Source organism: Streptococcus sp. Marseille-Q8145, from assembly GCF_965112035.1.
Map to the genome: position 1 here is coordinate 318,531 of NZ_CBCOPQ010000003.1, position 26,025 is coordinate 344,555.

The window sequence follows — 26,025 nt, forward strand, 5'->3', positions numbered from 1 at the left end:
TCAGGAGTACTGGGGATTTGAATAGCTGGTAGAAAAAATTTTTCCATTGGAATGTGCATATAATCATTGTTCCTTGCTAGTAAAAGTAGTATGATGAAGTATAAGCAAAATTAATGGAGTGAGGAATGAAAGATTTTCATTTTGATGCGATTTCAGCATTTGAAAACTATAAAATTGAGGAGGCCAAAGATGGCCATGTTTTAGTAACCACAGAGGTCGTCCCCTCTTCTCTAAACTATTATGGCAATGCACATGGAGGCTACTTGTTCACTTTGTGCGATCAGATTAGTGGTTTGGTTGTCATTTCACAAGGAGCTGACGCCGTGACCCTACAATCCTCCATCAACTATCTCAAAGCGGCTAAGCTTGGCGATATCCTAAGTATCACGGGGAAATGTGTCCATGCTGGCCGAACGACTAGAGTGGTAGATGTGGATATTACCAATCAAGACGGTAGAAATGTATGTAAGGCGACCTTTACCATGTTTGTCACTGGCGAAAGGGGAGAAAATGCACAAGTTAGAATATAAACATTATCTTTTTGACTTTTACGGAACACTAGTAGATATCCGGACTGATGAAGATGATCCGACTTTATGGTTGCATCTTTCCCGCATCTATGCAGCATATGGAGCAGATTATCAGCCAGAAGACTTGAAAAAGAAATATGGACAATTGGTAGTAAAGCAAGAAAGCAAGATAGCGCAAGAGAAAAGCGTGGCCTATCCCGAGGTTGATTTGGTGGCGGTTTTCATCCAGCTCTTGCAGGAAGCTCCATCTAAGCATGAAACCCAGACTCCGCTTCCAGATGTGCAGGCTTGGGGAGAGCAGTTGGCTGTGACTTTTCGGAGTTTGTCTCGTCGTCAGCTCCATGCCTATCCGAATACCCTGAAAGTTTTAAAGGCCATTAAGGACCAGGGAGGCGATATTATATTGCTATCCAATGCTCAAAAGGCTTTTACAATGCCAGAAATTGAATTGACGGGTTGTGCTCCCTATCTGGATAAAATTTACATTTCTTCTGATTATCAGATCAAAAAACCACAAGCAGAATGGTTAGAACTCGTACTGGAGGAGAATCGGTTCAATCCAGAAGATACGGTGATGGTTGGCAATGATTTTTCTACAGATATGGCTATTGCTCAAGCTGTTGGAATTGATAGCGTTTTGCTGAACACCTTTCCATACTCAGCTGCAGAGATAAATAAGCTTAATAAAATGCAGGCCAGAGTCATTACGGATATAGAAGAACTGCTGGAAAATAGGAAGTAAAAGATGTTACAAGGTCTTTGAATGATTTATTCACAGCCAAAACTGTGGATAACTCGTAGAAACATTACGATTTGATGAAAAATTGTGGATAACCTTTATTAATTTGCTTACTTATGATATAATAGCCCATATAAATAAAAATAGAAGAGGTATGTGAAATGTCACGTAAACCATTTATCGCTGGTAACTGGAAAATGAACAAAAATCCAGAAGAAGCAAAAGCATTTGTTGAAGCAGTTGCATCAAAACTTCCTTCATCAGACCTTGTTGAAGCAGGTATCGCAGCTCCTGCAGTTGATTTGACAACTGTTCTTGCTGCTGCAAAAGGTTCAAACCTTATAGTTGCTGCTCAAAACTGCTACTTTGAAAATGCAGGTGCTTTCACTGGTGAAACAAGCCCACAAGTTTTGAAAGAAATCGGTACTGACTACGTTGTTATCGGTCACTCAGAACGCCGTGACTACTTCCATGAAACTGACGAAGATATCAACAAAAAAGCAAAAGCAATTTTTGCAAATGGTATGCTTCCAATCATCTGTTGTGGTGAAAGCCTTGAAACTTACGAAGCTGGTAAAGCTGCTGAATTCGTAGGCGCTCAAGTATCTGCTGCTCTTGCTGGATTGACAGCTGAACAAGTTGCTGCAACTGTTATCGCTTATGAGCCAATCTGGGCTATCGGTACTGGTAAATCAGCTTCACAAGACGATGCACAAAAAATGTGTAAAGTTGTTCGTGACGTTGTAGCAGCTGACTTTGGTCAAGAAGTTGCTGATAAAGTTCGCGTTCAATACGGTGGTTCAGTTAAACCTGAAAACGTTGCTTCATACATGGCTTGCCCAGATGTGGATGGTGCCCTTGTTGGTGGAGCGTCACTTGAAGCTGAAAGCTTCCTAGCTCTTCTTGATTTTGTGAAATAAGAATAACAATAAATGGCTTGTTGCCCTAAAGGTGGCAAGCTTTTTGAAAGTTTGGAGAAAAAAGGTGAAATCAAAGGAACTTATCTATTTAGCCAGTACAGCTATATTGCTAGCAGCAACGGCTAACGTAGTACAGGCAGAAGAAAGTGCGCCGACAACCACAGACCCTGAAGTAGCTAAGGCAGAACTTCAAGTAGAAAAGGATCATCAACCTCAGCAGGTAGCCTTACCAGAAGCGGTATCCACAGATCGTCAAGTCAAACAAGAAAGCTCGGCCGAAAAATCTGAAGCTAGTCCAGTATACAAGGCACCAGAAAATCTGGCACCTGCTGCTAGCTTGGTCAAGGAGAATGTACCAGAAAATAAAGCGAGTGAACAAGCAAAGGAAGCTGCTTCTGAAGCGATTCAGAAGCCAGTAAAGGCTGAGCAGACTTCCCCAGCGATCAGCGCCAGTCCTACATCCAAAAAAGGCAGCACTTCTTTTTATAATGCGGCTTCTTCAGCAGGACAAACAGCGCGTGGGAATTCACAAGCAGAAATCAAGGGCTCTACCTTTGTGGATGTGAGTAGCCATAACGGCCATATCAGCGTAGAAGATTATCGCCAATTAGCATCCAAAGGTGTCGGTGGTGTCGTTGTTAAGCTGACAGAAGGAACCCACTATACTAATCCTTTTGCTGAGTCTCAGGTTCGAAATGCGCAAGCAGCTGGTTTGCAAGTATCAACCTATGCCTTCTCGCATTATACAAATGATGCAGAAGCCAGAGCAGAGGCCCGTTACTATGCTGCTTTTGCTAATAAACTGTCCTTGCCTAAAAATACAGTCATGGTCAATGACATGGAAGATCCTAAAATGCAATCGGGGATCAACCAGCATACTCAGGCTTGGGCAGATGAAATGCGCAAGCAGGGATATGCAAATCTGATGTATTACACAAGTGCTAGCTGGGTTGACCAGAACAACCTACGCCACAAAGGTTCAATCAATACATCTCTCTTTGGCCTTGATAATTTTTGGATTGCTCAGTATCCAGCACCGAAGCTGAGTGTAAATGATGCTAAAAACTTGAAGTACAATAGCAGAGCAGGAGCTTGGCAATTTACTTCTCAAGCGCAGCTGCTTTCTGGTAAGCATGTTTTTGACCAAAGTATTGACTATTCTGGAAGATTTACAGCTAGAGCTACTTTGGTTAAACAACCGCTGACAGGTAAGATTAGTATTCAAAATAATAATCCAAAAACTGGCACATTTGATGTTGTTGTTTCCGAAGTTTCCGCACCACATGGAGTTCAGGAAGTTAAACTTCCGACTTGGTCCAGTGAGCGTGGACAAGATGATATTGTTTGGTACACTGCAACGAAGCAAGCTAACGGGACTTATAAGCTGACAGTAAATGCTGCCAACCACAAAGGCTCTACGGGCGAATACAATGTTCATTTGTATTACGTTCAAGGTGACGGCAAGTTAGTCGGCGTTGGTGGTACAACGACTAAGGTTTCAGTTGCGAAACCAGAAGGCAAGCTGACTATTGCCAACAACAATCCCAAGACGGGTACATTCGATGTGATCGTGTCCGAGGTTTCTAGCCCGCAAGGCCTTCGTGAAGTCTTGCTTCCGACTTGGTCAAATGAGAATGGTCAGGATGACATCATCTGGCACAAGGCACAAAGACAGTCAGACGGTACATATAAATTCACCGTTCGTGCTAGCGAACACAAGAATTCCGTTGGTGACTACAGTGTCCATTTGTACTATGTTCAAAATGACGGCAAGATGGTCGGCGTCGGTGGTACGACGACTAAGGTATCCGTTGCGAAACCAGAAGGCAAGCTGACTATTACCAACAACAATCCTAAGACTGGTACATTCGACGTGATCGTGTCCGAAGTTTCTAGTCCGCAAGGCCTTCGTGAAGTCTTGCTTCCGACTTGGTCAAATGAAAATGGTCAGGATGACATCATCTGGCACAAGGCACAGAAACAGTCAGACGGTACATATAAATTCACCGTCCGTTCTAGCGAGCACAAGAATTCTGTAGGTGACTACAGTGTCCACTTGTACTATATCCAAAATGATGGCAAGTTGGTCGGCGTTGGTGGTACAACGACTAAGGTCTCAGTTGCTAAGCCAGAGGGCAAGCTGACTATTGCCAACAACAATCCCAAGACCGGTACATTCGATGTGATCGTATCCGAGGTTTCCAGCCCGCAAGGTGTTCGTGAAGTCTTGCTTCCGACTTGGTCCAATGATCAAGGTCAGGATGATATCATCTGGCACAAGGCACAGAAACAGTCAGATGGTACTTATAAATTCACCGTCCGTTCTAGCGAGCATAAGAATTCCGTTGGTGACTACAGTGTCCACTTGTACTATATCCAAAACGACGGCAAGTTGGTCGGCGTCGGTGGTACGACGACTAAGGTTTCAGTTGCTAAGCCAGAAGGCAAGCTGACTATTGCCAACAATAATCCCAAGACCGGTACATTCGATGTAATTGTTTCTGAGGTTTCTAGCCCGCAAGGTGTTCGTGAAGTCTTGCTTCCAACTTGGTCACATGAGCAAGGTCAGGATGACATCATTTGGCATAAGGCACAGAAACAGTCAGACGGTACATATAAATTCACTGTTCGTGCTAGCGAACACAAAAATTCTGTCGGCGACTACAGTGTCCACTTGTACTATATTCAAAATGACGGTAAGTTGGTTGGCGTTGGTGGTACAACGACTAAGGTTAGTCTTGCTTCCGTTGCTAAACCAGAAGGCAAGCTGACTATTGCCAACAACGATCCAAAGACCGGTACATTCGATGTGATCGTATCCGAGGTTTCTAGCCCACAAGGCGTTCGTGAAGTCTTACTTCCCACTTGGTCAAATGATCAAGGTCAAGACGACATCATCTGGCACAAGGCGCAAAGACAGTCAGACGGTACATATAAATTCACCGTCCGTGCTAGCGAACATAAGAACTCTGTTGGCGACTACAGTGTCCACTTGTACTATATCCAAAACGACGGCAAGATGGTTGGTGTCGGTGGCACAACGACTAAGGTTTCCGTTGCGGCAGGGGAGAAGCCACAGGGAAAAATCAGTATCCAAAATAAAAACAATGAAACTGGTGAATTTGATATCGTCGTTTCTGGTGTTGTAGCTCCAGAAGGTGTCAAAACTGTCTATTTGCCAACTTGGTCCAGTCAAAATGGACAAGATGATATTCAATGGTATACGGCGGAACGCCAAGCTGATGGTACTTATCGCAAGCATGTTTATGCAAGAGACCATAAAAATAGCCAAGGCGAGTACAATGTTCACCTATATTACTTGAACAATCGCAATCAGCTGCAAGGAGCTGGTGGAGAGAAAACTACGGTTTCTATTAAACATCCTCAATCGCCTAGCAGTCAGCGTGATCGTGTTCTTGCAGCAGCAGCAGCGATGGTTGGCGTCAAGGGAGGCAGTGCTGAGCACCACCGTCTGGTCAATGACTATAATAGCGTTAGACCGCTGCCAGTTGGCTACGCTGTAAAAAACACAGATGACTGGTGCGACATTTTCACGACAGTTATTTTCCAAAGAGAAGGCTTGAGCGATCTTATTGGTCGTGAATGCGGTGTTGAGCGCCATATTCATATCTTTAAACGTCTAGGTATCTGGAATGAAGATGGTAATTCTACACCTAAAGCGGGCGATATCATCACCTTTAACTGGGATAAAGATACCCAGCAAAACGATGGCTGGGCTGATCATATCGGTATTGTCGAAAAAGTCGAAAATGGCATTATTCACACAATTGAAGGTAACAGTAACGACGAAGTTAAACGTAATACTTACCGTATTGGTCATGGAAATATCCGTGGTTTCGCGTCACCTCGTTATAGATAAACACAAAAAAACCAAGGGAAGTCTGACCTGACACATAGCAGTTTAGTTATTTGGGTTAATATTAGCGAGCCAATTCGTTTGGCTCGCTTTTTTCGTTGTTTAGTTTTCCGATGAAATTATAATAAATGTCAACTTGAATAATACGATTGCGCTTCGTGCCAGTTGGTTTATGAATCACAATCTTATCAATCAGCTCATTCACTATTTCAACGGTTAGTTCTGGTAGCTCTGTATATTTGGAAATTCTCGCCATAAACTTGGAAATATCAAGGCTGTCTTCTTGTTGTTTGGCGAGTTTTTCGGTTAAGTCAGAAATGGAAGCTTGGAGCTGGTGCTGTTCTTCTTCATAGCTCTGGCTTAACTTCACAAAGCGCTCATCTGAAATTTTGCCAAGTAGATTATCTTCGTAAAGTTTTTGGATGATGGTATCAATCTCTTTAGCGCGGTGCTCATCCTTTTGAAGTTGCTGGCGCTGGCGTTTGTTATCTTTGCTGAATTGCGCTTGGCTTTGTTGTTCTAGCTTCTTCAAAAATGCTTCTTGGTCGAAGTGGACTTCCTGAATGGTTTGGCGGAGCTTGCCACTTACAATCTCAATCAGGGCGGATTTTTGAATGTAGTGTGGATTTTCGCAACCATCAATCGGCTTGCGATATCCAGAACACTTGTAGTGGTCATGATTAAGTCCGTTTTTCTCTTGTGGGCAAAAATAATGTTTTCGCCCACAAGTTCCACAAAAAACTAATCCAGCAAACAAATTTTCGTGACCAGCCCGATTTTTATACCGTTGATTAGACCGCTTATGACTTCGCATTTTTTGAACAATATCGAAAGTCTCTTGGTCGATTATCGCTTCATGTGTATTCTTGAAAACCAACCAATCCTCCTTTGAGTTATCCACCTTACGCTTGTCTTTATAAGATTTTGTCCGTGTTCGAAGATTGACAGTATGCCCGAGATATTCTTCACGCCCTAAGATAGCTCTTAGGGTTTCTCGCGTCCAAAAATAAGGCAAGCTCTCAACATTTGAGCTGGCGGAAATGGGTTTTAAACCTATTTCGATTCGGTGGCGGTCTGGTTTAAAAATTTTGTCACTTTCTAACCCTTTTGAAATCTCTGAGAGACTTTTTCCGCTTTTCGCTTCCTGAAAAATCCGCTTCACAACTTCACTGGCAACTGGGTCAATAATCCAGCTTTTAGGGTTGTTTGAATCTTTGAGGTAGCCATAAGGTGGATTTACTGTGACACGCTCGCCAGCTTTTGCTTTAGCTTGCACCACCGCCCGAATCTTCTTGCTAGTATCCGCCGCATACATTTCGTCCATTAGACTCTTAATTGGCAAGAAAATAGAATTAGTTTCATTAGGCTTATTCGAATCTACGCCATCATTTAAGGCGATGAAGCGGACGTCAAAACTAGGAAAAGTGATTTCCGTTAGTTGACCAACCTTGATATAAGAGCGACCCAAACGACTTAAATCCTTTACAAGAAAGTTCGAAACTTGCCGATTTTCCACCAACCGCAAAGCTTCTGAAATAGCTGGACGGTCAAAATTGGTGCCACTAAAGCCATCATCGATAAACAAAATAGGATTAGGGAGATTTTCTCGCATCACTACATCAAGCAGAATTTTCTTCTGATTGATAATTGAGTTACTATCTCCGTCCAGCCCGTCGTCTTGACTTAGACGACAATAAACTACCGTTATATCTGAAAGTTTCGAAGTATCTACTTGTCTATAATCTGAAATTGTCAAAGTTCTGTTCATGTGTTTTTCTCCTTTTGGAGTTCACACACCTTATACTTCTATTATACCATTTTTACTACTGTTAAAGTAGTGATTTATCGCTTAAAATCAACCTTTCTAGGACATTTTCAAGATGGCGATTTCCAGTAAAACGGTGACGGATTAAGTAAGTCGTTCGACCAATTCGACAAATTTCATCGGCGGTGCATGAGGGCTGGTTTGAATCTCGGTATTTATTCTTTTGATTCATTAGCTATTCCTCCCTTGATATAATCTGGGTATTCTTCAAGTGTTATTACAGTGAACAGTTCCCAAAAGTTATATAGTTCTTTTTGAATCGCTTTCGAAATCGTCAGCTTTCGCTTGTCATCTGGCACAACCCACAAAACATAGGGAAAAACTTCCTTTTGGCGCTGTTCAATACCTGAGCGATAATATTCAATATATTTTTTACAAGTGTTCACAATTCTAGATAAGCTTTCGGTGCTTCGGTCTATTTCTAAAAAGTAATGATCTTCATATTCGTAGCTAACTAGCTCTAAATAAGCATCGGGCTTTAAAGTTCTGCCTATACCAGAAAGTTTTTGGTAGCTGCGCCAAGAGTTCGGCTCGAAAGAAAAGTTTTCTAAAGATAGATTTTTTGAATTTCGAACAGCTTCCAGTGTCTCAACAAAAACTTCCGTAATCGCTAAAGTATGTTCAACGTGGTGCTGAGTTGGCTCATATTGATTTTTATAGCGTAAGGCGATACTGTCATCTTGGTTTTTAAGGAATTTTAGTCCCTGAAAAGTAATTTGCCAAACATAAGAAGCCGAACCGCGGCGTGCGCCACCAACTCGCCGTTTCAAGTGTGAAATTAGGCCAGCTTGTTTAAGACTTTGCGCGGTAAAATTAGCCCGACGAATGGCGGTTTCAAATCGAGCGCTATCCGTAAAAAAGAGTCTAGCTAGTTGGTTGGTAGTGGCGTATCTAGCCTGATTTAAAAAGCAAAGAATCTGTGTATCTTCATTAGTTAAATGATTCCATTTCATCTGTTTTGTTCTCCATTAAAATTTAAAGGTGTGCTCCCGTAAAATGTGCATAGTTACGGAGTAAGTCGTGTGAGTAAAAATTCTGAAAACCTTTATTTATCAGGGGTGGAAGAATTTTCTTCATCAACACGATTCGAAGAGCGATTGGAACGCTTTCTGCGTCCTAAATCTGTTAGCTGTTGTGGCGAATTGTTGTCTTTCGAAACAGTTTTTTCAAAAGTATAGTTTTCGAATTGACTTTCAATTTCTGAAATATCTTGTCCGTATCGGCTCAAGCTATTCAAAAATGGCATGCGACTATCTCTAATTTTTGGTTTAGGTAGGTAGGTCTTACCAATGAGCCAGCGATAGGTATTTGGTGAGATTTCTGTTCTGATATATGCCCAAAATGGTGGTAAGCTGTAAAAATCTTCTTTATCAATCTCCAGAGTATATTTTGCCATTTCGCGAGCTTCATCAAGATTTAAGCCAAAAACAATTTTATTCGCAACATTAGATTCAATTCCAGCTTTTAACTGGGGTGACATCTGTGCAAGATGCTGGAAGCCGATATTCCATCCAACATTAAACTGACGAGATTGCGAAAGCGCTTCATCTAAGTTAGCGTTAGGGATTCCTAAGAAACTCGGTGTTTCATCAATATAGATAAAGACCGATTGGCGTTTACTTGGCTCAACCGAAGACTGGCGCAAAATTAACATCCAGAGCATTGAAGTGATGAGGCTACCAATGAGTTTCGCAGATTCTGAACCGATTACCGATTTATTTAGTGGAATCAATACGATTTTTCGGCTTTTGAAGATTTCTGCAAGGCTGAAAATTGGATTAGTTTGTCCCAGCATTGCCCGAAGTTGAGGGCGAAGCAAAAACTGGCGGAATTTATTCAAAATGGGGGTTAACATCTGATGGCGTTGAGCTTCACTAAGCAGTTCAAACCAGTTCCAGAAACTTTCCAGTCCGATTGGGTCTTTTAACTCTCTTAATAGTTTATTTCGAAAGGACTGATTAGTAAGTAAGCTCGGCAACATCACTAAAGAAGTATTTGGAATGCGCGCCAAAGTTAAAAAACTGTGTGACAAAATATCCAGTGAGTAAATTCCAAAATGTTCAGGATAAAGCCCTTTAAATAGCTCCAACAGATAGTCTGCGATAACTTCGGGTTCAATACCATACTTGGTGAGTTCAAAAGGATTGATGCCAACAACTCGTTTGGCGGTTGGTGAAATGACTACTGTATCTTCATCGTGTTCAGCTGATGTGCGCTCTAAAAGTTCATGAGTAAGTTGACCTTTGGCGTCTATTACAACCATGCTGTGACTTTTCGACTGTATATCTGATAAAATCAAGTGGCTCATAGTGGTAGTTTTGCCGCAACCAGTTGAGCCGAGAAAAACGGTGTGCTTTTTGCCAGCTTGAGCTGAAATTTGAATTGGTCTTGGTTGACTTTCAACCGTTTGCGCCAGACTTCGCTGAATCTTCCGATTAATATTGTAGCCTAAAGGTGGCACTACTAATTTAGGGTGAACATTTGGCACACCTGAAATATTTTCTTCCCCAATAGGTAAAAGCATGAAACAAGCTAAGTCTGAGACGGATAAACTATATGGGAAAGACCAAGAGGCTTGTGCTTGATTAAGTTTTTGGATAGCTAATGGTTTTAATTTAATGGTTGCATTTGATTCCATCATGCGAAAACTACTAAGTAGGCTGCCAAGAAATTCCTTTGTTCGCAAAATACTGCGAGATTGAACACCAAGGCGAATTTCACACCTAAAAGTAGATTGGTTTAGTTTTTGTTTCATTAGCTTTTTGGAGTTTTCAGAAAGCTCAGGAACATTATTTGTAATCACTTGATACCATTTAGCGGATAAATTAGGCAAATCTTTTGGTTGCGGGCGAGGCGGTGAGCCTGCACCAATGACCAACTGAACAACTACTGTTTCATCTGGCTGAAGTATTTTTGAAATTGCAAGGCTTGAACGTATCATATTTTCTGCAGAGTCTGTTTTTAAAGCATAGTGAGATTCTTTGATACTCACTAACCGTGCAACTGAAAGCTTTTCACGCTTTGTAGCTCTTGAAAACTGAATAGCTCGGTGTGATTGAATTAGTTGGCTGATATGCCGCTTGTCCTGTTCTTCTGTTCCTAGAAGATAGCGCACGCGATTCTTAGATAATCGGATTTCAAAGATAACTGCTTTGCGCCGACTTAGCCCGACCAGTTGACCCAACATAGATTTCACATCATCTATCTCAAACGGGCGCATCCAGTTGAATTCGCTCCAAGATAGTGCTTCGAGTTTTCTTTTCATTCCTACCTCCAATCTTTAGATTTAATAATCCGAAAGGTAAACCAGCCAATGAAGATGAGGATAGCCCCTAAAAATAAGACTTGCCAAACTTCCATTAGAAGTTTAACCGCCCAATTGACTAGCCAAGCGCAAGCAACAAATCCAAGAATGTATGCCATTAGTTTTCTCATAGCCGGTCTCCTTTCTGCCTTTATTTATACAAGAAAATTGGTAAAAAGTTAAATTTCGCTTACCTCAGTTTTTGAAGCGATTGGAATGATTTTTAAGCAATGAAACAGTAGTATATTTCAACATATTTTTCCCTTTTGTCTAGTCCAATCAAGGCTTTTATTTTCTTTCGAATTTTCTCAATTCAGATTTTGCAACCAAGAAAAGTTCATTAATTTCTTGCCGTTTTTCCAAAAATTCCGCCAGGGCGATTTCTTCTTCGCTATAGTGCTTTTTATCTGCTTGTTTTGGTTTTTCGAACCAATCCCAAAGAAATATGGCAACAACGATAATTATAAAAGCTATAAAGTAGTCCATCATAAAGCTACCTCATTTCATCTTTTCAGTGGCGTAATAAGTAAACGCTTTTAGAATATAATCTGTATATGCTTTAGCTTCTGGTGTATTTTTGAGTATTTCAGACTGAGTAAGCACCAAATTGCCCACTTTATATAAAATATCGCTGGCGAGAAGCTCCAAAACTTGATTATCTGCCATCGCTTCACTCAGTGTTTTAGCCACTTCTAACTGATAGGGGCTAACAAGCTGAGAAAGGTCTACTTTGGGGGCTGACTTTTGAATGTGATTCATGAGATTTCTCCTTTGATTTTGGTATAATTGTTTTAAGTTAGCTAACTTATGGCTTTATTATAGAAAAGTCCAAGCGTGATTTGTTGCCAATAATTGTGCTAAAATCTTGCCAGTTTCGGAGGTGCTTGATGTTTGATATTCCTAGTCTATTTTCTATTGTTTTAAAACACGCCAATAAAACGACTTGGTCTGATAGAAAGAAAGTAAGCGTGGGCTTGTCGCTCGTCTTACACGAAGACTCTTTGGCTTATCTGGCAGACACAAGTTTCAATAAATTGTTTACAGGGCAAAATAAAGGACGAACCCTTTACGGGATCGTCCAAGATGAGATAACAGAAAAAGGCTTTTCCAGCTACATCTTTCAAGCTGAGAAGCGATTAAGCGACACCAACTATAAAGAAAATAAGTTCTTGTTGGCTGATGTTTTAGAGGATTTTTTTGAACTAATAGAAGAATCGCAAAATCTGCCAAAGTCTGTTTTGTTAGGCTTGCAGCAGTCTTACAAGCTCAATCACCAAGACCGACCTTATCTTTTTCTAACTGAGTGTTTATTTTATGCTTTAGCTTGCCAGCACAACAAACAGCAACAGTATATTGAGCCAGACTTTAGCCAAGAAACAGAAGTTGTCTCAAAACCATTAGAAGAGCTCGTAGCACGAGCTAACGGTTATTCGAAGCGCATTACTCAAGACTTAAACCGTTTTTCAGAAGAAGAACTTCAACTGTTCAGAAAAATAGCACCATTTACTTTTTATGACAATTCTTTTGATGAACTATCGGGTGAGTATGTCGAAGACCACCAGCTGATTTCGCACGAAGATTTCTTTGAGCTGTATGAAACTTTTGAGGTCAAGGCGGTGGAGATTTCGAAACTGCTGGAGGCGGGTTTGCTTTTGGGTGGTGGACGGCACGAGATTTTAGTGCAGCAAGGCGAACTGGCGGGATTTCAAACTGATGAGAGAGTGCTGGTTTTTACCACTAAAGCCGAAGACTACGTTTTTAACTACCACGCCTTCCACCTAACCCAAACGGCGAAAACTTTGTTGGAATTATTGGAGATTGGATACAACCCAGAATTTTTGGTAAAGTTGGGTCAACATTTTCGAAAGGAATTATCGGAAACGCCTGTGCAGGTCGGCCTATATGATGTGGAGGCGATTGACGAGCTGGAGAGTTTGAAGGAGTTGGGGGAGGTGAAAAATCTGTTAAAATAAAGAAAATTCAGAAAATTGTTGACAAAATAGAACTTTTGGTGTATAATGTAAAAGTTATTCAGTAGAAGACAACAAAAAACTACAAGTATAACTCAAGGTGATGAGATAGGGACTTGCAGTTTTATGTAAATATTTTGTTATTCTATTGTTTAGGTTCTTTTCTATTTAGCACCATTCTGAGTGGTGCTTTTTATTTTTCGCTTTTGTTATACTACCTATTTTTTCTCTAAGAAATATTCTGCTTAATGTTGAATGCGATTAAGGTATTCTGCATAAGTCATTTTAACTTGTTGCTTTTCTCCTGTGCAAACATCAATAACGGTAACATTAACAATGTCTCGAGGATTTGGCTCTTTAGGTGATGAGTATTGATTTTGGTTAGTTTGTATTGCTTTTATATTTTCAATCTCATGCTTTGTCTCAGATAAATCTTTTGAAATATTGTTACTTAAATCATTATTATCTTGTGTAATACTTTTAAGTTCTTCAATCGCTTTATCTGGATTTCCTGCAAGAGTATCTCCAAATTCTTTGACTTCTTTGGGAAAGATTGCTATTCTATACGCTTCTAACTTATTTATACTATCATGAATAACATTTGGAGCATTAACTAAATTAAAAGGTAAACAAATTAGATTAAGACCAGTATAAACATAGGCAAAAATTTTTTTATTATCTTTTGGCATATTTGATTCCTCCATAAATTATTGTGAAATAAATTGTGGCGAAATTGGAAAATAGTCAAACAAGAACCCTGAAATAGAATAATTTTTATTTACAGTAATATTATACAAAGAAGCAGGAGATTTTTCAAAAGATTTCTTATTTTACTATTTATCGAGGTGTAATCTATAGTAAAATATTTCTCTGGGTCAACATTAACAGGAGGATTTTTAGTCTTTGAAAGAGCAAGCACTTTTAGTTATTATATAAAGTAATGGGAAGAACAATTTGAAGTATTTGACTTGGTTAATAATGGCGTAACAACAAATGAATACGTTTTTATTGACCGTCTCTCGCACATTACAGAACAAAGGAACTGACTAAAATGGCATTCTACCCATTACCCCCCCAAGCCCACCCTCGTGGGTCTTTTTCATTTCGTTAATTTTCTCTAAAATATAACTACCTGCTACAATAGTAAAGAAAGGAGAAATTTTGACAAATCATCACAAGAACAAATTAGAAAATATCAAAACAATAACTATCGGCTACGCTCGTGTCAGTTCAACAGATAATCGGCAAGAGTTGGGGTTGGAAGTTCAAAAAGAAGCTCTCAACTTTTGCGACAAGCTCTATATAGAAAAAGATTCTGGTGGCAATCAAGAACGCCCACAGCTTGATAAGGCGTTAAAATTAGCCAAAAATTATGCTAAACAAGGTGTTAAAACAAATTTTGTCGTATATAAATTGGATAGACTTACAAGAAAGATGCTTCACTTATCCGCTATTATTGAAGATTTAACCAAACATGGTATTCATCTTCAATCAATTCATGAAAATATTGAAACAGATTCCTTAACTGGAAAGTTCTTTTGTTTGATGTTGGGCTATGTGGCAGAATGGGAGCTTCAGGCGATTTCTGAGCGTACTAAAGACGGACTCCGTAAAGCGAAAGAAAAAGGTGTGAAACTTGGCAATAAGGGAATAGCGAAAGATAAAGAAAAACAAATTATTACACAATACCAGCAAAAAGAAATGTCCGTTCGAAATATTGCGAATCAGCTGAATATTTCCACCGCAACCATATATAATGTGCTAAAGCGAAATAACATTCAAATAAATAGGAAAAATCACCTATAATTGATTGACAAATCCTTAGAAAAATAGTAAATTAAACCTATCAACAGTTTTAGCAAACGGTCGTTTGTTAAAACAATCAAAGTTATCAATAAAATATTTTAAAATGCTGATTTAATAAGGTTTTAGTTACCTTGTTGAATTGGCATTTTTATTTTTTCATTGTTTTAGTTGACGACCGTTCACTAAAACAAGCTCACCCCCTATTGTAGCAGGGATTTTTTGAGTGAAAATAAAAAAGGAGGTATTTCGTATTAAAATAAATACGATTTTTAATGTGCTACAAATACTTAGAGGTTTTATTAAGGAGAAAATATGGCTTTTTTCATATTGGTAATTGCAATTGCTGGTGGAATTTTCTGGTTTAATAGAAAATCTGCCATCGATAATTATACTAAAAAACAAGAATTAGCGATGAAAATTCTTGAGAAATCGAAAAGAATTCGCTTAGAAGTAATGGCTGATATTAACGAACTGGGTGGACGAATGGCTTCGGCAGACCGTGAACAATACATAAGTCTGACTCAAGAAAGAGAATCACTTCAAGAAACTTTAGAGACGATTGAAGCAGGGATTCGAGGTATGGAATCAATTTTGCAATGGAGAGTTGATTCTTCAGCTGGAAGACTGGAAATCGAGAAGGAACTGTCGAACCTACGACGGTATTCTGGACTTACATTAGAAGAATTAGCACGAGATTGTGGTATTGTGCCATAAAATATTCAAATAGAAAGAGGTCTAAAATGAATACTCGTTTAAATCAAAAAGTTGTTCGTGGTGAATTGGTTGAGGTTATTGAAAGCTCAGGTGGTTTTCTTGGCGGAATTGAATATCAATTAGTCGTTGGCGGGGAGATTAAAGAACAATCCAAAGACCTAAGCTATATTCTTAGTGCCTTTGATAAATATTGGTAATTTATTAGGCAGGGTGTCGATGAAAAGAAAGTTATTTCTCTCATTTATAATTATTTATATTTAATGAATAATAGAAAAAAGACGGCTCATTTTTTGAACCGTCTTTTAATTTAATCATAAGATGTGTGAACTCAGATTACTTTTAGACTGCTGAGAGTCAAACTGCCTAAACCTTGGTTTTTTAACGTCTTAGAATTTTCTTTATAAGCTGAAGCAGCTTAAACTTGAGAGGGTTAGGATAATAACGGAAAGTTCCCATTTTTCGAACGATGAAGCCGTTGAAGTTCTGTTTGAAGCGCAGAACACCGTCAGAACCATCAAAAATTCCCATAATGCCGAGGAAATTATAAAATGGAGTGCCTCTCTTGATGCTTTCGGTCATAACGTATTCCTGCAGCAGCGCAGGGGCGTAGAATTTATTAAACTCAGGATAGGAGCCACTGAAAAGATAGGTCGCTTCCTGAGGGGTGTAGATAAAGAGACTGGCAGCCAGGACTTGGTCTTGGTCGCCGTACTTGTCGATTAGCTCTTGAGCCTCTACTTTGCGGGTTTCAAAGCTGTCAAACTGACTAGAAAGCTCTCGCAGCTGATTTTGCTTCTTTTCAGATTGAGGAGTCTTTTCCAAGTCCTCCTGCAGTTTTTGAATTTTCTGGCCCAGTTTCTCTTGGTCTTTTTGTAAGTTCTGAAGATAGTCCTTGAAGTTAAGGCTGGCTGTCATAAAGTCTGCCTGCTGTCCAAAGCTATCATAAAAATCTTGATAGTAGTCTAGTGGCTTGTCATTATATTCCCGCCGGTCAGAAGTGGCAGCTGTGATGTCTTTGAAAACGCTGAGTTGGTCACGTTCCAGCCTTTTTAGCTTGATACCAAAGGTATTCGCCTTTTTGACGGTCGCCTTGCCATTTTTACTGAAGGATTTGAGCAAGTCTTTCTCCGTCAGACCAGTTAAGTCTTTGACATAATGCCAATCAGGCTCCCCGCCTGGATAGCCTGTCTGTAGGCCATCAAAGGCAAAGCCTAAGTCAGTCAGTTGCTGGATAAGCTCGACTTTTTCTTCAGATGTGGGCTGGCCATTGCTGTCAAAGGTCTGATAAGTCTCGTAGGGCTTGATGATGAGCTCTAGGGCGCCTTCTTTTTTAGCGTAAGCCTGCAAAGCTTGGTAGAAAGGAGTCAGGTATTGGGCATCAGTAGAGACAGGGCCGCAGTTGATTTCCATATGAAGGCCGCCAGTCATAGGCATACTATAGAGGACAGCTGACACCACGACCTGTCCCTGCGGGTCAGTGTAGCCAACATACTGGGTACTGAAGCCACGCTTGCTCAGCAGCTCTGCCATTTCCACGGTCTGCATAAAGGAGCGTTGGGAGCTAGCTGAGGCATGCTGGATAAATTCTTCTTGGCTGAGAAGTTTAAAGGTCATAGGCTTCCTTTCTTTTAATGCTTGCTGCGCAGTTTCTTTCTGATAGTGTAGGCCAGATTGGAGAGGTGGTAAAGAGGATTGGTTGGCAGGTTAAACTCACCAGCGAATTCCTCAATAGTCGGATTGAACTTGGATTTAAAGCTGTAGAGACCGCCCTTGAGATCGTTTTCGATTCCGCCCATATTTTGCCAATCAGCTCCGCGCTCAAAAGCATGTTTGGCCGTTTCGTACCAAGTGATAATGGCTGGCTGGTAACGGCGGTACTCCTCGTCCATTCCGGCATAGATATTTTCAGAGGTCTTGCCGTATTCTAAGACCAAGGTGCCAGACAGGGGAACAACAGCAGCCCCTTGGCTGATTTTGGCCTGTAAAAAGTCAATCTCTTCTTGGAGGCGTTTTTGTTCTTGCTGGTTATTCTCAATCTTGCCGGGCTTGGTTTTCTCGGTAAATTTCTCTGCTTCTTGGAGTGTCTTGGTCAGCTGAGTCTGCAAGTCTTCCAAGCGTGCCTTTAGATCAATGCTGGATAAGGTGATGTAGGAGTGCTCAGGATAAGTATCTAAAAGTTTTTGGTAATAGTCTTTGCCACGCAGGTGGATGTTTTTTCTGTTTTCCGTCTTCTTCATCAGGGCTGAAAAGTCATCCAGTAATTCTGCTCCGCCAAATTGGATTTGAATACCTTTGTTACGGGCAGTGCGAATAGCTTGGCGAGTACTCTTAGAAAGCAGATCCTCGCTGAAATCTTCTTTATGGATATTGGCCTGCAAGCGAGGTTGGATGGTTTCATCTAGAGACTCCGTCCGTCCGACCCAGACAGCTCCTGCTTCCTGCAGCTCTTGAATTAGTTCAACTGTCTCTGTTTTGTCTTGCAGTTCAGCGCCCATCTTGCTTTCTGCCAGAAAGAGGCTAGGGTCAAACTTGACAAAGAGCGCTTTTTTTTCCTTGGCAAATTTCTTGAGCGAGGCCAAAACAAAGATCAGCAGCTCTTTGTCACTATAGTCCATGATGGGACCGCGCGGGATATAAAGCATGGTCATCCCCAAGGGCAGTGGTTTGATCAAGACACTGGCTGCAGCAACCAAGTGGTCGTCTTTATAGAAGCCCAAGCGCTCATTAGCCCAGTTATCCTTAATCTGAGCCCAGGCAGAACTCTGCAGAAGATTGGCCTGTGGATGAGACGTGACAAAATCGTCGTGTTCCTGAGCTGAAATTCCAATTTTGTAACTAAACATTATTTTAAAACCCACTCTCTAATAGCGTGTGCTACGCCGGATTCTTCGTTCGACTTGGTGATGTATTTGGCGATTTTCTTGAGTTCTTCTCTGCCGTTTTCCATGACAACAGGAGATCCGACTGCTTCCAGCATGGCACGGTCATTTTCTTCATCACCAATAGCCATGGTCTGCTCCTTGCTCAAGCCAAGTTTTTCAGCTAGATGGAGGATAGCAGCTCCTTTATTGACAGTTTTTTTGACAATTTCTAGATAGAAAGGAGCTGACTTGACCAGTGTATATTTTTCGGCTAATTCCGGAGGCAGTTTAGCAATGGCCGCATCCAAAATTTCCGGCTCATCAATATACATGCACTTGACGATTTCTTTATTGGCCATTTCTTCAGGTGTGCGGTAAAAGATTGGCATGCTGACCAGATTGGACTCATAAACAGTGTACTTGCCGATGTTGCGATTAGCTGTATAAATTCCGTCCTTAGTGATGGCATGCATGTGAACGCCTAATTTTCGCCCGAGCAGTTCGATATCCAGATAGTCGTCATAGGTCAGTGTTTCCTTGATTAATTCTTGACCTGTAACAGTATCCTGTACCAGTCCGCCGTTGAAGGTAACGACATAGTTGTCTGGCTGATTAAGCTCTAGCTCCTCGAGAAGCTTTTGAACACCCGCAATAGGACGGCCGGTTGCAATGACGATTTTGACACCAGCAGCCTTGGCATCCTGAACAGCGCTGAAGACTTCAGGAGTGATTTCTTTTTGGTTGTTTAAAAGGGTACCGTCAATGTCAACGGCAACTAATTTGATAGACATATTATTCTCCGTAGGTAAATTGGTCGTTTTTGATATAGTGCATAAAGGTATGGTTTTTCTCGCTGAAAAGCCCAGTCTCCGCCAGCATTTCTTTGGGAAAGTAAAAGCGGTTATCTCCCTGTCTGGTCCCAGCTAGGGACTGGACGATAGGAGATAGGCTGGATAGTTCTGCCAAACCACCATCTTTTTGTAGGATTTCAATCTGAGTCCGAGGTTTTTCAACATCAGGCCGATAAAAATCATAGGGCAAGTCAAAATTGCGATGGATAGCAGTATAGTAATCAGGATCAAAGCCAACTTGTCCAACAAGGTCTCGCATGATATCCAAATGTACTTCGTTTTCCTCAGAGAAGACGATGGACTTAAAGACCTTGCGGTTGATAAAACGCTGAGCTAAGTCAGATAAAATCTTGTCCGGACTCGTCATCCAAACTTGGAAATAGGTATTCATAACACCATCATCCAAGGCTAGATAATCCTGCAGGGTCACTCTGTTTTCAAAGAATGGAATGAGGTTGGGTGATGACAAGGCAAAATAATCCTTCTGAGTTGGATAGAGAAATTTAGCCCGCTTGAGCAGATTTTGCAGCAGAACTTCCATAGCTCGGCTAGCCGGGTGGAAATAGACCTGCATGTACATCTGGTAGCGGCTGACTACGTAGTCTTCTACCGCATGCATGCCATTGCGCTTGAAGGCGATGCCGTTTTCTACAGGACAAATCACTCGTAAAATTCTAGTCAAGTCAAATTGTCCATAGGAAGCGCCAGTAAAAAAGGAATCGCGTAAGAGATAGTCCATCCGATCTACATCAATCTGACTGGAAATCAGCTGAACCACCTGTTTGTTAGGATAGCTATGATTGATGACGCTGGCTACTTTTTCTGGAAAGTCAGGCGAAACCTGCACCAGTGCCTGATGAATCTCAGTCTCTGGACTGGTGATGATTTGCCGCGTAATATCTTCGTGATTAGTATCAAAGAGGCGCTCAAAAGTGTGTGAATAAGCTCCGTGTCCCAAGTCATGCAGAAGAGCGGCCGTCATGGCTAGCAGGCTCTCATGACTGTCCCAGACATTGCTGTATTTTTCATTGAAAATCTCGGTGATGCGTCGGGCAATCTCATAAGCTCCCAGACAATGCGAAAAACGGCTGTGCTCCCCGCCGTGGAAAGTATAGCCGGAAGTACCCAACTGTTTGATGCGGCGCAGCCGTTGAAATTCTTTGGTATTGATTAAATCATAAATGACCTGATGATCCACATGAACATAATTATGGACTGGGTCTCGAAATACTTTTTCAACCATAGTCCTATTATATCATAAATGCTCAGTGGGCGACATTCAAAGCCTGATGTAGAAAGGAAGAATTCTCAAGAAATTTTTGGTAAAATAGAAGAAAGAAACAAGGAATGTGAGAAAATCATGAAAATTAGAATGAGAAATCAAATCAAATTAGATGAGCAAATGGAGTTGATTGACCAGGTCTATGATGTAGAATGGACGCAAAAAGGGGGCTATCACTATTTGGTTTATCAAAGTGAGGAGCAGGAAAAGGTTGTTCTAAAATTTAATGAAGACAAGCTGACCATGACCCGCTTTTCTGAGCCGAAAACCATTCTTCATTTTATCAAGAATGGTCAGCATTTAGTATCTATCCCGACTCCGCTGGGGGCTCAACAGTTTGTGACATACACTCAGCACTATCACTTAGATGTAGAAAATCAGGCTTTGGAACTTCATTATGATTTGAAAAGGGCCGACGATGATCAGCTTTTTGCTTTCTATCAGATGAAAATCGAATGGACGGAAGAAAAGTTTGAAAAATAACAGCTCTGCCTTGAAAAATACAAAAATTTTGGTATAATAAATACACTCAAGGGAGTAGCTAACGGTTTTACCGTTACAAGGTCGTCAATACGAAAGAAATTTCCGGCCTTGTATGAAATAGCGAGACTTGTTAATAAACAGGTCTCTTTTTTGTTTATTTTGAAAGAGGCCCATCAAAAGGAGGAGACATTTTGTCAAAAGAACAAAAGCGCCAAGCTTTTTATACGCAAAGTCCTGAGGAAGTTTTGCAAGCAATGGAAGCTTCCGAACAAGGGTTGACCAGCAGCCAAGCCCAGCAACGTTTGGCGGACTACGGTCGCAATGAATTGGAAGAAGGAGAGAAAAAGACTCTCTTGATGAAATTCATCGAGCAGTTCAAGGATTTGATGATTATCATCTTGTTGGTAGCGGCGGTCTTGTCTGTCGTGACGTCAGGTGGTGAGGATATTGCGGATGCTGTGATTATATTAGCTGTTGTCATCATCAATGCTATCTTTGGTGTCTACCAAGAAGGTAAGGCTGAAGAAGCCATTGCGGCTCTCAAATCTATGTCCAGCCCAGCTGCGCGTGTCCTGCGTGATGGCCATGTCACAGAGGTTGATTCTAAGGATTTGGTGCCTGGCGATATCGTCAGACTGGAAGCCGGCGATGTTGTCCCAGCAGATATGCGACTTTTGGAAGCTAATTCCCTGAAAATTGAAGAAGCCGCTCTGACAGGTGAGTCTGTGCCAGTTGAGAAAGATTTGACTGTCGACGTAGCTGCAGATGCTGGTATTGGCGACCGGGTCAATATGGCCTTCCAAAACTCCAATGTCACTTACGGTCGAGGAGTAGGGGTTGTTGTCAATACAGGGATGTACACAGAAGTCGGTCACATCGCAGGTATGTTGCAAGATGCGGATGAAACGGACACACCGCTCAAACAAAACCTCAATAACTTGTCTAAGGTTCTGACATATGCGATCCTAGTGATTGCTGCGGTGACCTTTGTAGTCGGTGTTTTCATTCAAGGAAAAGATCCGCTTGGTGAATTGATGACATCTGTAGCCTTGGCCGTTGCAGCTATTCCAGAAGGTCTGCCAGCTATCGTTACCATCGTGTTGGCTTTGGGAACTCAGGTTCTGGCTAAGCGGAATTCAATTGTCCGTAAGCTTCCTGCTGTTGAGACTTTGGGATCAACTGAGATTATCGCTTCAGATAAGACCGGTACCCTGACCATGAATAAGATGACGGTCGAAAAAGTCTTTTACGACGGAGTCCTGAATGAAGCTGGCCAAGATATTGAACTTGGTTTGGAGTTGCCCCTCTTACGTTCAGTTGTCTTAGCCAATGATACCAAGATTGACCAAGAAGGCAAGTTGATCGGTGACCCAACGGAAACAGCCTTCATCCAGTATGCTTTGGACAAGGGTTATGATGTCAAAGGATTTTTAGAGAAATATCCTCGTGTGGCTGAGCTACCATTTGACTCAGACCGTAAGCTCATGTCTACCGTTCACCCATTGCCAGACGGGAAATTCCTCGTGGCAGTCAAGGGAGCTCCTGATCAACTCTTGAAACGTTGTGTTGCGCGTGATAAGGCTGGAGATATTGCAGCGATTGATGATGCTACTTCACAGCTGATCAAGTCTAATAACTCAGAAATGGCTCACCAAGCTCTGCGCGTGCTGGCTGGTGCCTACAAGATTATTGATGCAGTTCCGACTGACTTGACATCTGAAAATCTAGAAAATGATTTAATCTTTACTGGTTTAATCGGTATGATTGACCCTGAGCGTGCCGAAGCAGCAGAAGCGGTTCGCGTTGCTAAGGAAGCTGGTATCCGTCCGATTATGATTACCGGTGATCATCAAGATACAGCTGAAGCGATTGCTAAGCGCTTGGGTATCATCGAAGCAGGAGATACTGAAGACCATGTCCTGACAGGTGCTGAGCTCAACGAACTTTCTGATGCGGAATTCGAAAAGGTTGTTGGTCAATACTCTGTCTACGCCCGGGTTTCTCCTGAGCATAAGGTTCGTATCGTGAAAGCATGGCAAAACCAAGGTAAGGTCGTTGCCATGACAGGTGACGGTGTTAATGACGCGCCAGCTTTGAAGACAGCTGATATCGGTATCGGTATGGGAATTACAGGTACAGAAGTTTCTAAAGGAGCTTCAGATATCATTTTAGCGGATGACAATTTTGCGACAATAATCGTAGCTGTTGAAGAGGGAAGGAAAATATTTTCTAATATTCAAAAGACTATTCAATACCTACTTTCAGCTAATATAGCAGAAGTATTAACGATATTTTTTGCAACGTTATTTGGTTGGGATGTGTTGCAGCCAGTTCATCTGCTTTGGATTAACCTAGTAACGGATACTTTCCCAGCTATTGCTCTGGGGGTTGAACCTGCTGAGCCTGGTGTCATGACTCACAAGCCTCGTGGCCGTAAGTCTAGCTTCTTCTCTGGTGGTGTTATGAGTTCCATCATTTACCAAGGATTGCTGCAAGGTGCTCTCGTTCTGTCCGTCTATGGCTATGCTATTGCCAATCCTGTTCATATCGGTGATGTAAAAGCGATTCATGCGGATGCCCTTACCATGGCCTTTGCGACTCTGGGACTCATCCAGCTCTTCCATGCTTACAATGTAAAATCTGTTTACCAGTCTATCTTTACAGTTGGTCCATTCAAGTCTAAGACCTTCAACTGGTCTATTCTGGTTTCTTTCATCCTCTTGATTTCAACCATTGTGATTGATCCACTTGAAAAGATTTTCCATGTGACCAAGTTAGACGTGACTCAATGGGCTGTTGTCCTGATCGGCAGTTTCTCAATGATTATCATTGTTGAAATTGTTAAGTTCATCCAACGTAAATTGGGTATGGACAAAAATGCTATTTAACAGCAAAAAGTCATCTGCGGATGGCTTTTTTGCATACAAGGGGTTATAATCAAATTCAAAGAAAGCAACTCGAAAGGACGGTGAAAGTATGTATCAAAATTTACGAAAGAAGTTGGAAGAAGCTTCTCCTTTGTATTATGAGGAAGAAATCTTATGGTTGCTGGATCATATTGGTCATCCAGAAGCGACAATCCGTGATGAGTTAGCCTTTTCGTCCCTGGCAAGGGGACTTCAGGATGACTTGTTTTCAGCTGAACAGTTTCGTTTCTTGGCTCAAGAAGCAGTCAAAAGACAAGGACTTTTTTACAAGAGTGACGAAAATGGTCAAGCCACCTTAACACGTTCCTTCACGGCTTTGCTTTACGCTAATCTCTTAAACTGTGATGGTAATCCAAACTCTTTGTATTATCAGGCTTTATCAGTACAAGAAAGAACATATTTACTAGATAAGGGGCTAACCTATTTATCAGTCGAAAGAGACACAAGGGGTTACTCCAGGAAATACGGTTGGGTTCACGCCTTCGCTCATGGAGCAGACTTATTGACAGAAGTGGCTTGTCATCCGGACTTTCCCTCCAGTAGGATGCCAGAGGTTTTAGAGGTCATTCATCAAGTTTTTAAAAGAGTTCCAGTCCGTTTCAGAAATGATGAGGACTGGCGCTTAGCCCAGGTGTTCTATCAAGCTGTCTTAAAGAGAAAACTGTCGCAGCATGAACTTAGACTATGGCTTCAATCACAGAGTTTTCCATTAGAAAGTAACCAAGACTTCATTGCTTTTTCCAATTTTCGTTCCTGTTTATTAGAAGTCTATGTGCAGTTGGACAGCAAAAAACGGCTCTCAGATGAGCTGAGAGCCGCTATTCACCATTTTCATTACTGAACTTCAATCACCGTTAAAGCATCTCGCAGTTCGTCTGCCAGGTGTTTTTTCTTATAGTCTCGAAATTTGACTAAATCTTTAACAGCATTATAACGCTTGTGCAGGCGATACATCTGGGGAATTTGATACTGAGGAAAGTCATTAAAAAAGTTCCGAGTCAGTTTCCATTCGCGGATGTAGCCTAGAGGACGCATATGGTAGCGGACACCTTCGATAATACGGCTTTGGTGGCGGTGGTGGAGATGGCCGAAAACTACCTCTTTCACCTTGTATTTGACAAAGATCCGATGAAAAGCTTGGCTTCCTAGGAAGGCGTTGAAGCGCTGGAAGTAGGGATGGTCGTATAGAAAGTCTTGATGGGGAACAAAATGCAGAGCGACAATAATGGGACCATCTAAAGTCATCAGCAGTTTTTCCAACTCTTGCAGCGTCTGAGCTGTAATGCTAGGGTCGTCGAGTTGACGCTCCAATCTGCGGTCAAACCAGAAATTAGTCTTGGTTCTCAGATGTTCTTCCTTGCTTTTTTCTGGAACAAAGCTATAGTCGTACCAGCCAGAAAAGCTGACGAGCTTGGCTTGTCCGAACTGCTGGACCTGAAAATCATGGTTTGAAATTTCTTCTTCAGAAAGTCCCAGCATATCGTGGTTTCCCAGATTAAAAGAAATGGGAATCTCTTGCTTCAAAGTTTCAAGAAAGGGCAAACTGATCTTGGTTAGGTCGTTGGACAGATCCCCTGCAATGTGTAGGTGGTCAATCCCTTCCTCTTTTAAAAGATGGCGAAGAGTTTGCTGCTCAAAATCTCCAAACTGATTGGAGTCCAGATGGAGGTCGCTCATAAATCCGATTCTTGTCATGGTTTTAGTCTAGCATATTTTGTAAAACTTGGAAATGCTTAAGCGTCTTATGGAGAGACTTACCTCTATTCGAATACCTAATAGATTATTCGAACCTTGTAATCCGGGATACTTCTTCCAACCCCATGTCATTATATTACTTTTTTAACAATTCCGTAACAAGCAGCTCCCATTCTTGCCTATCCATTAAAAATTGTATAAAATGAAGGTGCTTCATTATCCGATTAGGCAAATGTCTGAA

Annotated in this window: 23 protein-coding genes; 11 read left to right on the plus strand and 12 right to left on the minus strand. The window is 41.4% G+C overall.

Annotated features, from left to right (window positions below; translation table 11 throughout):
• Positions 1–125 precede the first annotated feature (125 nt).
• The 4 genes from ACWPVL_RS07870 (at position 126) to ACWPVL_RS07885 (ending at position 6,069) form a co-directional block, all read left to right on the plus strand.
• Positions 126–530, plus strand: a complete 405-nt coding sequence (locus tag ACWPVL_RS07870; protein ID WP_285875081.1) for a PaaI family thioesterase — start codon at positions 126–128, stop codon at positions 528–530.
• The gene (locus tag ACWPVL_RS07875) at positions 511–1,272 is read left to right on the plus strand and encodes an HAD family hydrolase (protein ID WP_454388102.1); all 762 of its coding nucleotides are present in this window, start codon (positions 511–513) and stop codon (positions 1,270–1,272) included. Before ACWPVL_RS07870 ends, ACWPVL_RS07875 begins: the two co-directional genes overlap by 20 nt.
• 158 nt (positions 1,273–1,430) lie before the next feature.
• The gene (tpiA, locus tag ACWPVL_RS07880) at positions 1,431–2,189 is read left to right on the plus strand and encodes a triose-phosphate isomerase (protein WP_454388104.1); all 759 of its coding nucleotides are present in this window, start codon (positions 1,431–1,433) and stop codon (positions 2,187–2,189) included.
• A gap of 64 nt (positions 2,190–2,253) precedes the next feature.
• The gene (locus ACWPVL_RS07885) at positions 2,254–6,069 is read left to right on the plus strand and encodes a GBS Bsp-like repeat-containing protein (RefSeq protein WP_454388106.1); all 3,816 of its coding nucleotides are present in this window, start codon (positions 2,254–2,256) and stop codon (positions 6,067–6,069) included.
• Between the two features lie 61 nt (positions 6,070–6,130).
• Here the strand turns inward: ACWPVL_RS07885 and ACWPVL_RS07890 are convergent, their stop codons facing one another.
• The 6 genes from ACWPVL_RS07890 to ACWPVL_RS07915 all read right to left on the minus strand — a co-directional run bounded on the left by ACWPVL_RS07890 (position 6,131) and on the right by ACWPVL_RS07915 (position 11,954).
• Complete coding sequence (locus ACWPVL_RS07890) at positions 6,131–7,834, minus strand: DUF4368 domain-containing protein (RefSeq protein WP_454388108.1); 1,704 nt, start codon at positions 7,832–7,834, stop codon at positions 6,131–6,133.
• 212 nt (positions 7,835–8,046) lie between these two features.
• Positions 8,047–8,844, minus strand: a complete 798-nt coding sequence (locus ACWPVL_RS07895; RefSeq protein ID WP_454388110.1) for a replication-relaxation family protein — start codon at positions 8,842–8,844, stop codon at positions 8,047–8,049.
• 92 nt (positions 8,845–8,936) lie between these two features.
• A complete protein-coding gene (locus tag ACWPVL_RS07900; protein ID WP_454388112.1) occupies positions 8,937–11,156 on the minus strand; it encodes a type IV secretory system conjugative DNA transfer family protein in 2,220 nt (739 codons plus the stop codon).
• Positions 11,157–11,158: 2 nt separating this feature from the next.
• A complete protein-coding gene (locus ACWPVL_RS07905; protein ID WP_454388114.1) occupies positions 11,159–11,326 on the minus strand; it encodes a hypothetical protein in 168 nt (55 codons plus the stop codon).
• Between the two features lie 157 nt (positions 11,327–11,483).
• A complete protein-coding gene (locus ACWPVL_RS07910; protein ID WP_454388116.1) occupies positions 11,484–11,684 on the minus strand; it encodes a hypothetical protein in 201 nt (66 codons plus the stop codon).
• Between the two features lie 9 nt (positions 11,685–11,693).
• The gene (locus ACWPVL_RS07915; protein WP_454388118.1) at positions 11,694–11,954 is read right to left on the minus strand and encodes a hypothetical protein; all 261 of its coding nucleotides are present in this window, start codon (positions 11,952–11,954) and stop codon (positions 11,694–11,696) included.
• Positions 11,955–12,082: 128 nt separating this feature from the next.
• Here ACWPVL_RS07915 and ACWPVL_RS07920 point away from each other — a divergent pair, with 128 nt between their 5' ends.
• Positions 12,083–13,168, plus strand: a complete 1,086-nt coding sequence (locus ACWPVL_RS07920) for a hypothetical protein (protein WP_454388120.1) — start codon at positions 12,083–12,085, stop codon at positions 13,166–13,168.
• Between the two features lie 242 nt (positions 13,169–13,410).
• Here ACWPVL_RS07920 and ACWPVL_RS07925 read toward each other — a convergent pair whose 3' ends face one another.
• Complete coding sequence (locus ACWPVL_RS07925; RefSeq protein WP_454388122.1) at positions 13,411–13,854, minus strand: hypothetical protein; 444 nt, start codon at positions 13,852–13,854, stop codon at positions 13,411–13,413.
• A gap of 472 nt (positions 13,855–14,326) precedes the next feature.
• On the opposite strand from ACWPVL_RS07925, the gene ACWPVL_RS07930 reads away from it, so the two are divergent.
• The 3 genes from ACWPVL_RS07930 (at position 14,327) to ACWPVL_RS07940 (ending at position 15,882) form a co-directional block, all read left to right on the plus strand.
• Positions 14,327–14,971: a recombinase family protein gene (locus ACWPVL_RS07930; RefSeq protein ID WP_454388124.1), complete on the plus strand. Its 645-nt coding sequence runs from the start codon at positions 14,327–14,329 to the stop codon at positions 14,969–14,971.
• Positions 14,972–15,283: 312 nt separating this feature from the next.
• Positions 15,284–15,685, plus strand: a complete 402-nt coding sequence (locus ACWPVL_RS07935; protein ID WP_454388126.1) for a hypothetical protein — start codon at positions 15,284–15,286, stop codon at positions 15,683–15,685.
• A 26-nt stretch (positions 15,686–15,711) separates the two neighbouring features.
• Complete coding sequence (locus ACWPVL_RS07940; RefSeq protein WP_454388128.1) at positions 15,712–15,882, plus strand: hypothetical protein; 171 nt, start codon at positions 15,712–15,714, stop codon at positions 15,880–15,882.
• A 181-nt stretch (positions 15,883–16,063) separates the two neighbouring features.
• On the opposite strand, the gene ACWPVL_RS07945 is transcribed toward ACWPVL_RS07940, so the two are convergent.
• From ACWPVL_RS07945 to ACWPVL_RS07960, 4 genes are read right to left on the minus strand one after another with little or no spacing between them, the layout of a single operon-like run.
• Complete coding sequence (locus ACWPVL_RS07945) at positions 16,064–17,299, minus strand: aminoacyltransferase (protein WP_454388130.1); 1,236 nt, start codon at positions 17,297–17,299, stop codon at positions 16,064–16,066.
• Between the two features lie 14 nt (positions 17,300–17,313).
• Complete coding sequence (locus tag ACWPVL_RS07950; protein WP_454388132.1) at positions 17,314–18,528, minus strand: aminoacyltransferase; 1,215 nt, start codon at positions 18,526–18,528, stop codon at positions 17,314–17,316.
• The gene (gene yidA / locus ACWPVL_RS07955; RefSeq protein ID WP_148876334.1) at positions 18,528–19,337 is read right to left on the minus strand and encodes a sugar-phosphatase; all 810 of its coding nucleotides are present in this window, start codon (positions 19,335–19,337) and stop codon (positions 18,528–18,530) included. The genes ACWPVL_RS07950 and yidA overlap by 1 nt, the downstream gene beginning before the upstream one ends.
• 1 nt (position 19,338) lies before the next feature.
• Positions 19,339–20,640, minus strand: a complete 1,302-nt coding sequence (locus tag ACWPVL_RS07960; protein ID WP_454388135.1) for an HD domain-containing protein — start codon at positions 20,638–20,640, stop codon at positions 19,339–19,341.
• A gap of 117 nt (positions 20,641–20,757) precedes the next feature.
• Between ACWPVL_RS07960 and ACWPVL_RS07965 the strand changes: the two genes are divergently transcribed.
• The 3 genes from ACWPVL_RS07965 (at position 20,758) to ACWPVL_RS07975 (ending at position 24,930) form a co-directional block, all read left to right on the plus strand.
• On the plus strand, positions 20,758–21,162 hold the full coding sequence (locus tag ACWPVL_RS07965; protein WP_454388137.1) for a DUF1934 domain-containing protein: 405 nt from the start codon (positions 20,758–20,760) through the stop codon (positions 21,160–21,162).
• A 191-nt stretch (positions 21,163–21,353) separates the two neighbouring features.
• Positions 21,354–24,050 carry a cation-translocating P-type ATPase gene (locus tag ACWPVL_RS07970; protein WP_454388139.1) on the plus strand — a complete coding sequence of 899 codons (2,697 nt, stop codon included), beginning with the start codon at positions 21,354–21,356 and terminating at the stop codon, positions 24,048–24,050.
• Between the two features lie 88 nt (positions 24,051–24,138).
• Positions 24,139–24,930 (plus strand): DUF2785 domain-containing protein, encoded by a 792-nt coding sequence (locus ACWPVL_RS07975; RefSeq protein WP_454388141.1) that lies wholly within the window; start codon positions 24,139–24,141, stop codon positions 24,928–24,930.
• On the opposite strand, the gene ACWPVL_RS07980 is transcribed toward ACWPVL_RS07975, so the two are convergent.
• Positions 24,924–25,784: a metallophosphoesterase gene (locus tag ACWPVL_RS07980; RefSeq protein WP_454388143.1), complete on the minus strand. Its 861-nt coding sequence runs from the start codon at positions 25,782–25,784 to the stop codon at positions 24,924–24,926. The two genes, ACWPVL_RS07975 and ACWPVL_RS07980, sit on opposite strands and share 7 nt — an antisense overlap.
• Positions 25,785–26,025 lie beyond the last annotated feature (241 nt).

Excerpts from the sequence above, each read along its gene's own strand:
- ACWPVL_RS07945 (WP_454388130.1), bottom strand. The coding sequence starts at position 17,299 with ATGACCTTTAAACTTCTCAGCCAAGAAGAATTTATCCAGCATGCCTCA.
- ACWPVL_RS07910 (WP_454388116.1), bottom strand. The coding sequence starts at position 11,684 with ATGATGGACTACTTTATAGCTTTTATAATTATCGTTGTTGCCATATTT.
- yidA (WP_148876334.1), bottom strand. The coding sequence starts at position 19,337 with ATGTCTATCAAATTAGTTGCCGTTGACATTGACGGTACCCTTTTAAAC.
- ACWPVL_RS07890 (WP_454388108.1), bottom strand. The coding sequence starts at position 7,834 with ATGAACAGAACTTTGACAATTTCAGATTATAGACAAGTAGATACTTCG.
- ACWPVL_RS07915 (WP_454388118.1), bottom strand. The coding sequence starts at position 11,954 with ATGAATCACATTCAAAAGTCAGCCCCCAAAGTAGACCTTTCTCAGCTT.
- ACWPVL_RS07975 (WP_454388141.1), top strand. The coding sequence starts at position 24,139 with ATGTATCAAAATTTACGAAAGAAGTTGGAAGAAGCTTCTCCTTTGTAT.
- ACWPVL_RS07925 (WP_454388122.1), bottom strand. The coding sequence starts at position 13,854 with ATGCCAAAAGATAATAAAAAAATTTTTGCCTATGTTTATACTGGTCTT.
- ACWPVL_RS07960 (WP_454388135.1), bottom strand. The coding sequence starts at position 20,640 with ATGGTTGAAAAAGTATTTCGAGACCCAGTCCATAATTATGTTCATGTG.
- tpiA (WP_454388104.1), top strand. The coding sequence starts at position 1,431 with ATGTCACGTAAACCATTTATCGCTGGTAACTGGAAAATGAACAAAAAT.
- ACWPVL_RS07900 (WP_454388112.1), bottom strand. The coding sequence starts at position 11,156 with ATGAAAAGAAAACTCGAAGCACTATCTTGGAGCGAATTCAACTGGATG.
- ACWPVL_RS07980 (WP_454388143.1), bottom strand. The coding sequence starts at position 25,784 with ATGACAAGAATCGGATTTATGAGCGACCTCCATCTGGACTCCAATCAG.
- ACWPVL_RS07905 (WP_454388114.1), bottom strand. The coding sequence starts at position 11,326 with ATGAGAAAACTAATGGCATACATTCTTGGATTTGTTGCTTGCGCTTGG.
- ACWPVL_RS07875 (WP_454388102.1), top strand. The coding sequence starts at position 511 with ATGCACAAGTTAGAATATAAACATTATCTTTTTGACTTTTACGGAACA.
- ACWPVL_RS07940 (WP_454388128.1), top strand. The coding sequence starts at position 15,712 with ATGAATACTCGTTTAAATCAAAAAGTTGTTCGTGGTGAATTGGTTGAG.
- ACWPVL_RS07935 (WP_454388126.1), top strand. The coding sequence starts at position 15,284 with ATGGCTTTTTTCATATTGGTAATTGCAATTGCTGGTGGAATTTTCTGG.
- ACWPVL_RS07870 (WP_285875081.1), top strand. The coding sequence starts at position 126 with ATGAAAGATTTTCATTTTGATGCGATTTCAGCATTTGAAAACTATAAA.
- ACWPVL_RS07950 (WP_454388132.1), bottom strand. The coding sequence starts at position 18,528 with ATGTTTAGTTACAAAATTGGAATTTCAGCTCAGGAACACGACGATTTT.
- ACWPVL_RS07920 (WP_454388120.1), top strand. The coding sequence starts at position 12,083 with ATGTTTGATATTCCTAGTCTATTTTCTATTGTTTTAAAACACGCCAAT.
- ACWPVL_RS07965 (WP_454388137.1), top strand. The coding sequence starts at position 20,758 with ATGAAAATTAGAATGAGAAATCAAATCAAATTAGATGAGCAAATGGAG.
- ACWPVL_RS07895 (WP_454388110.1), bottom strand. The coding sequence starts at position 8,844 with ATGAAATGGAATCATTTAACTAATGAAGATACACAGATTCTTTGCTTT.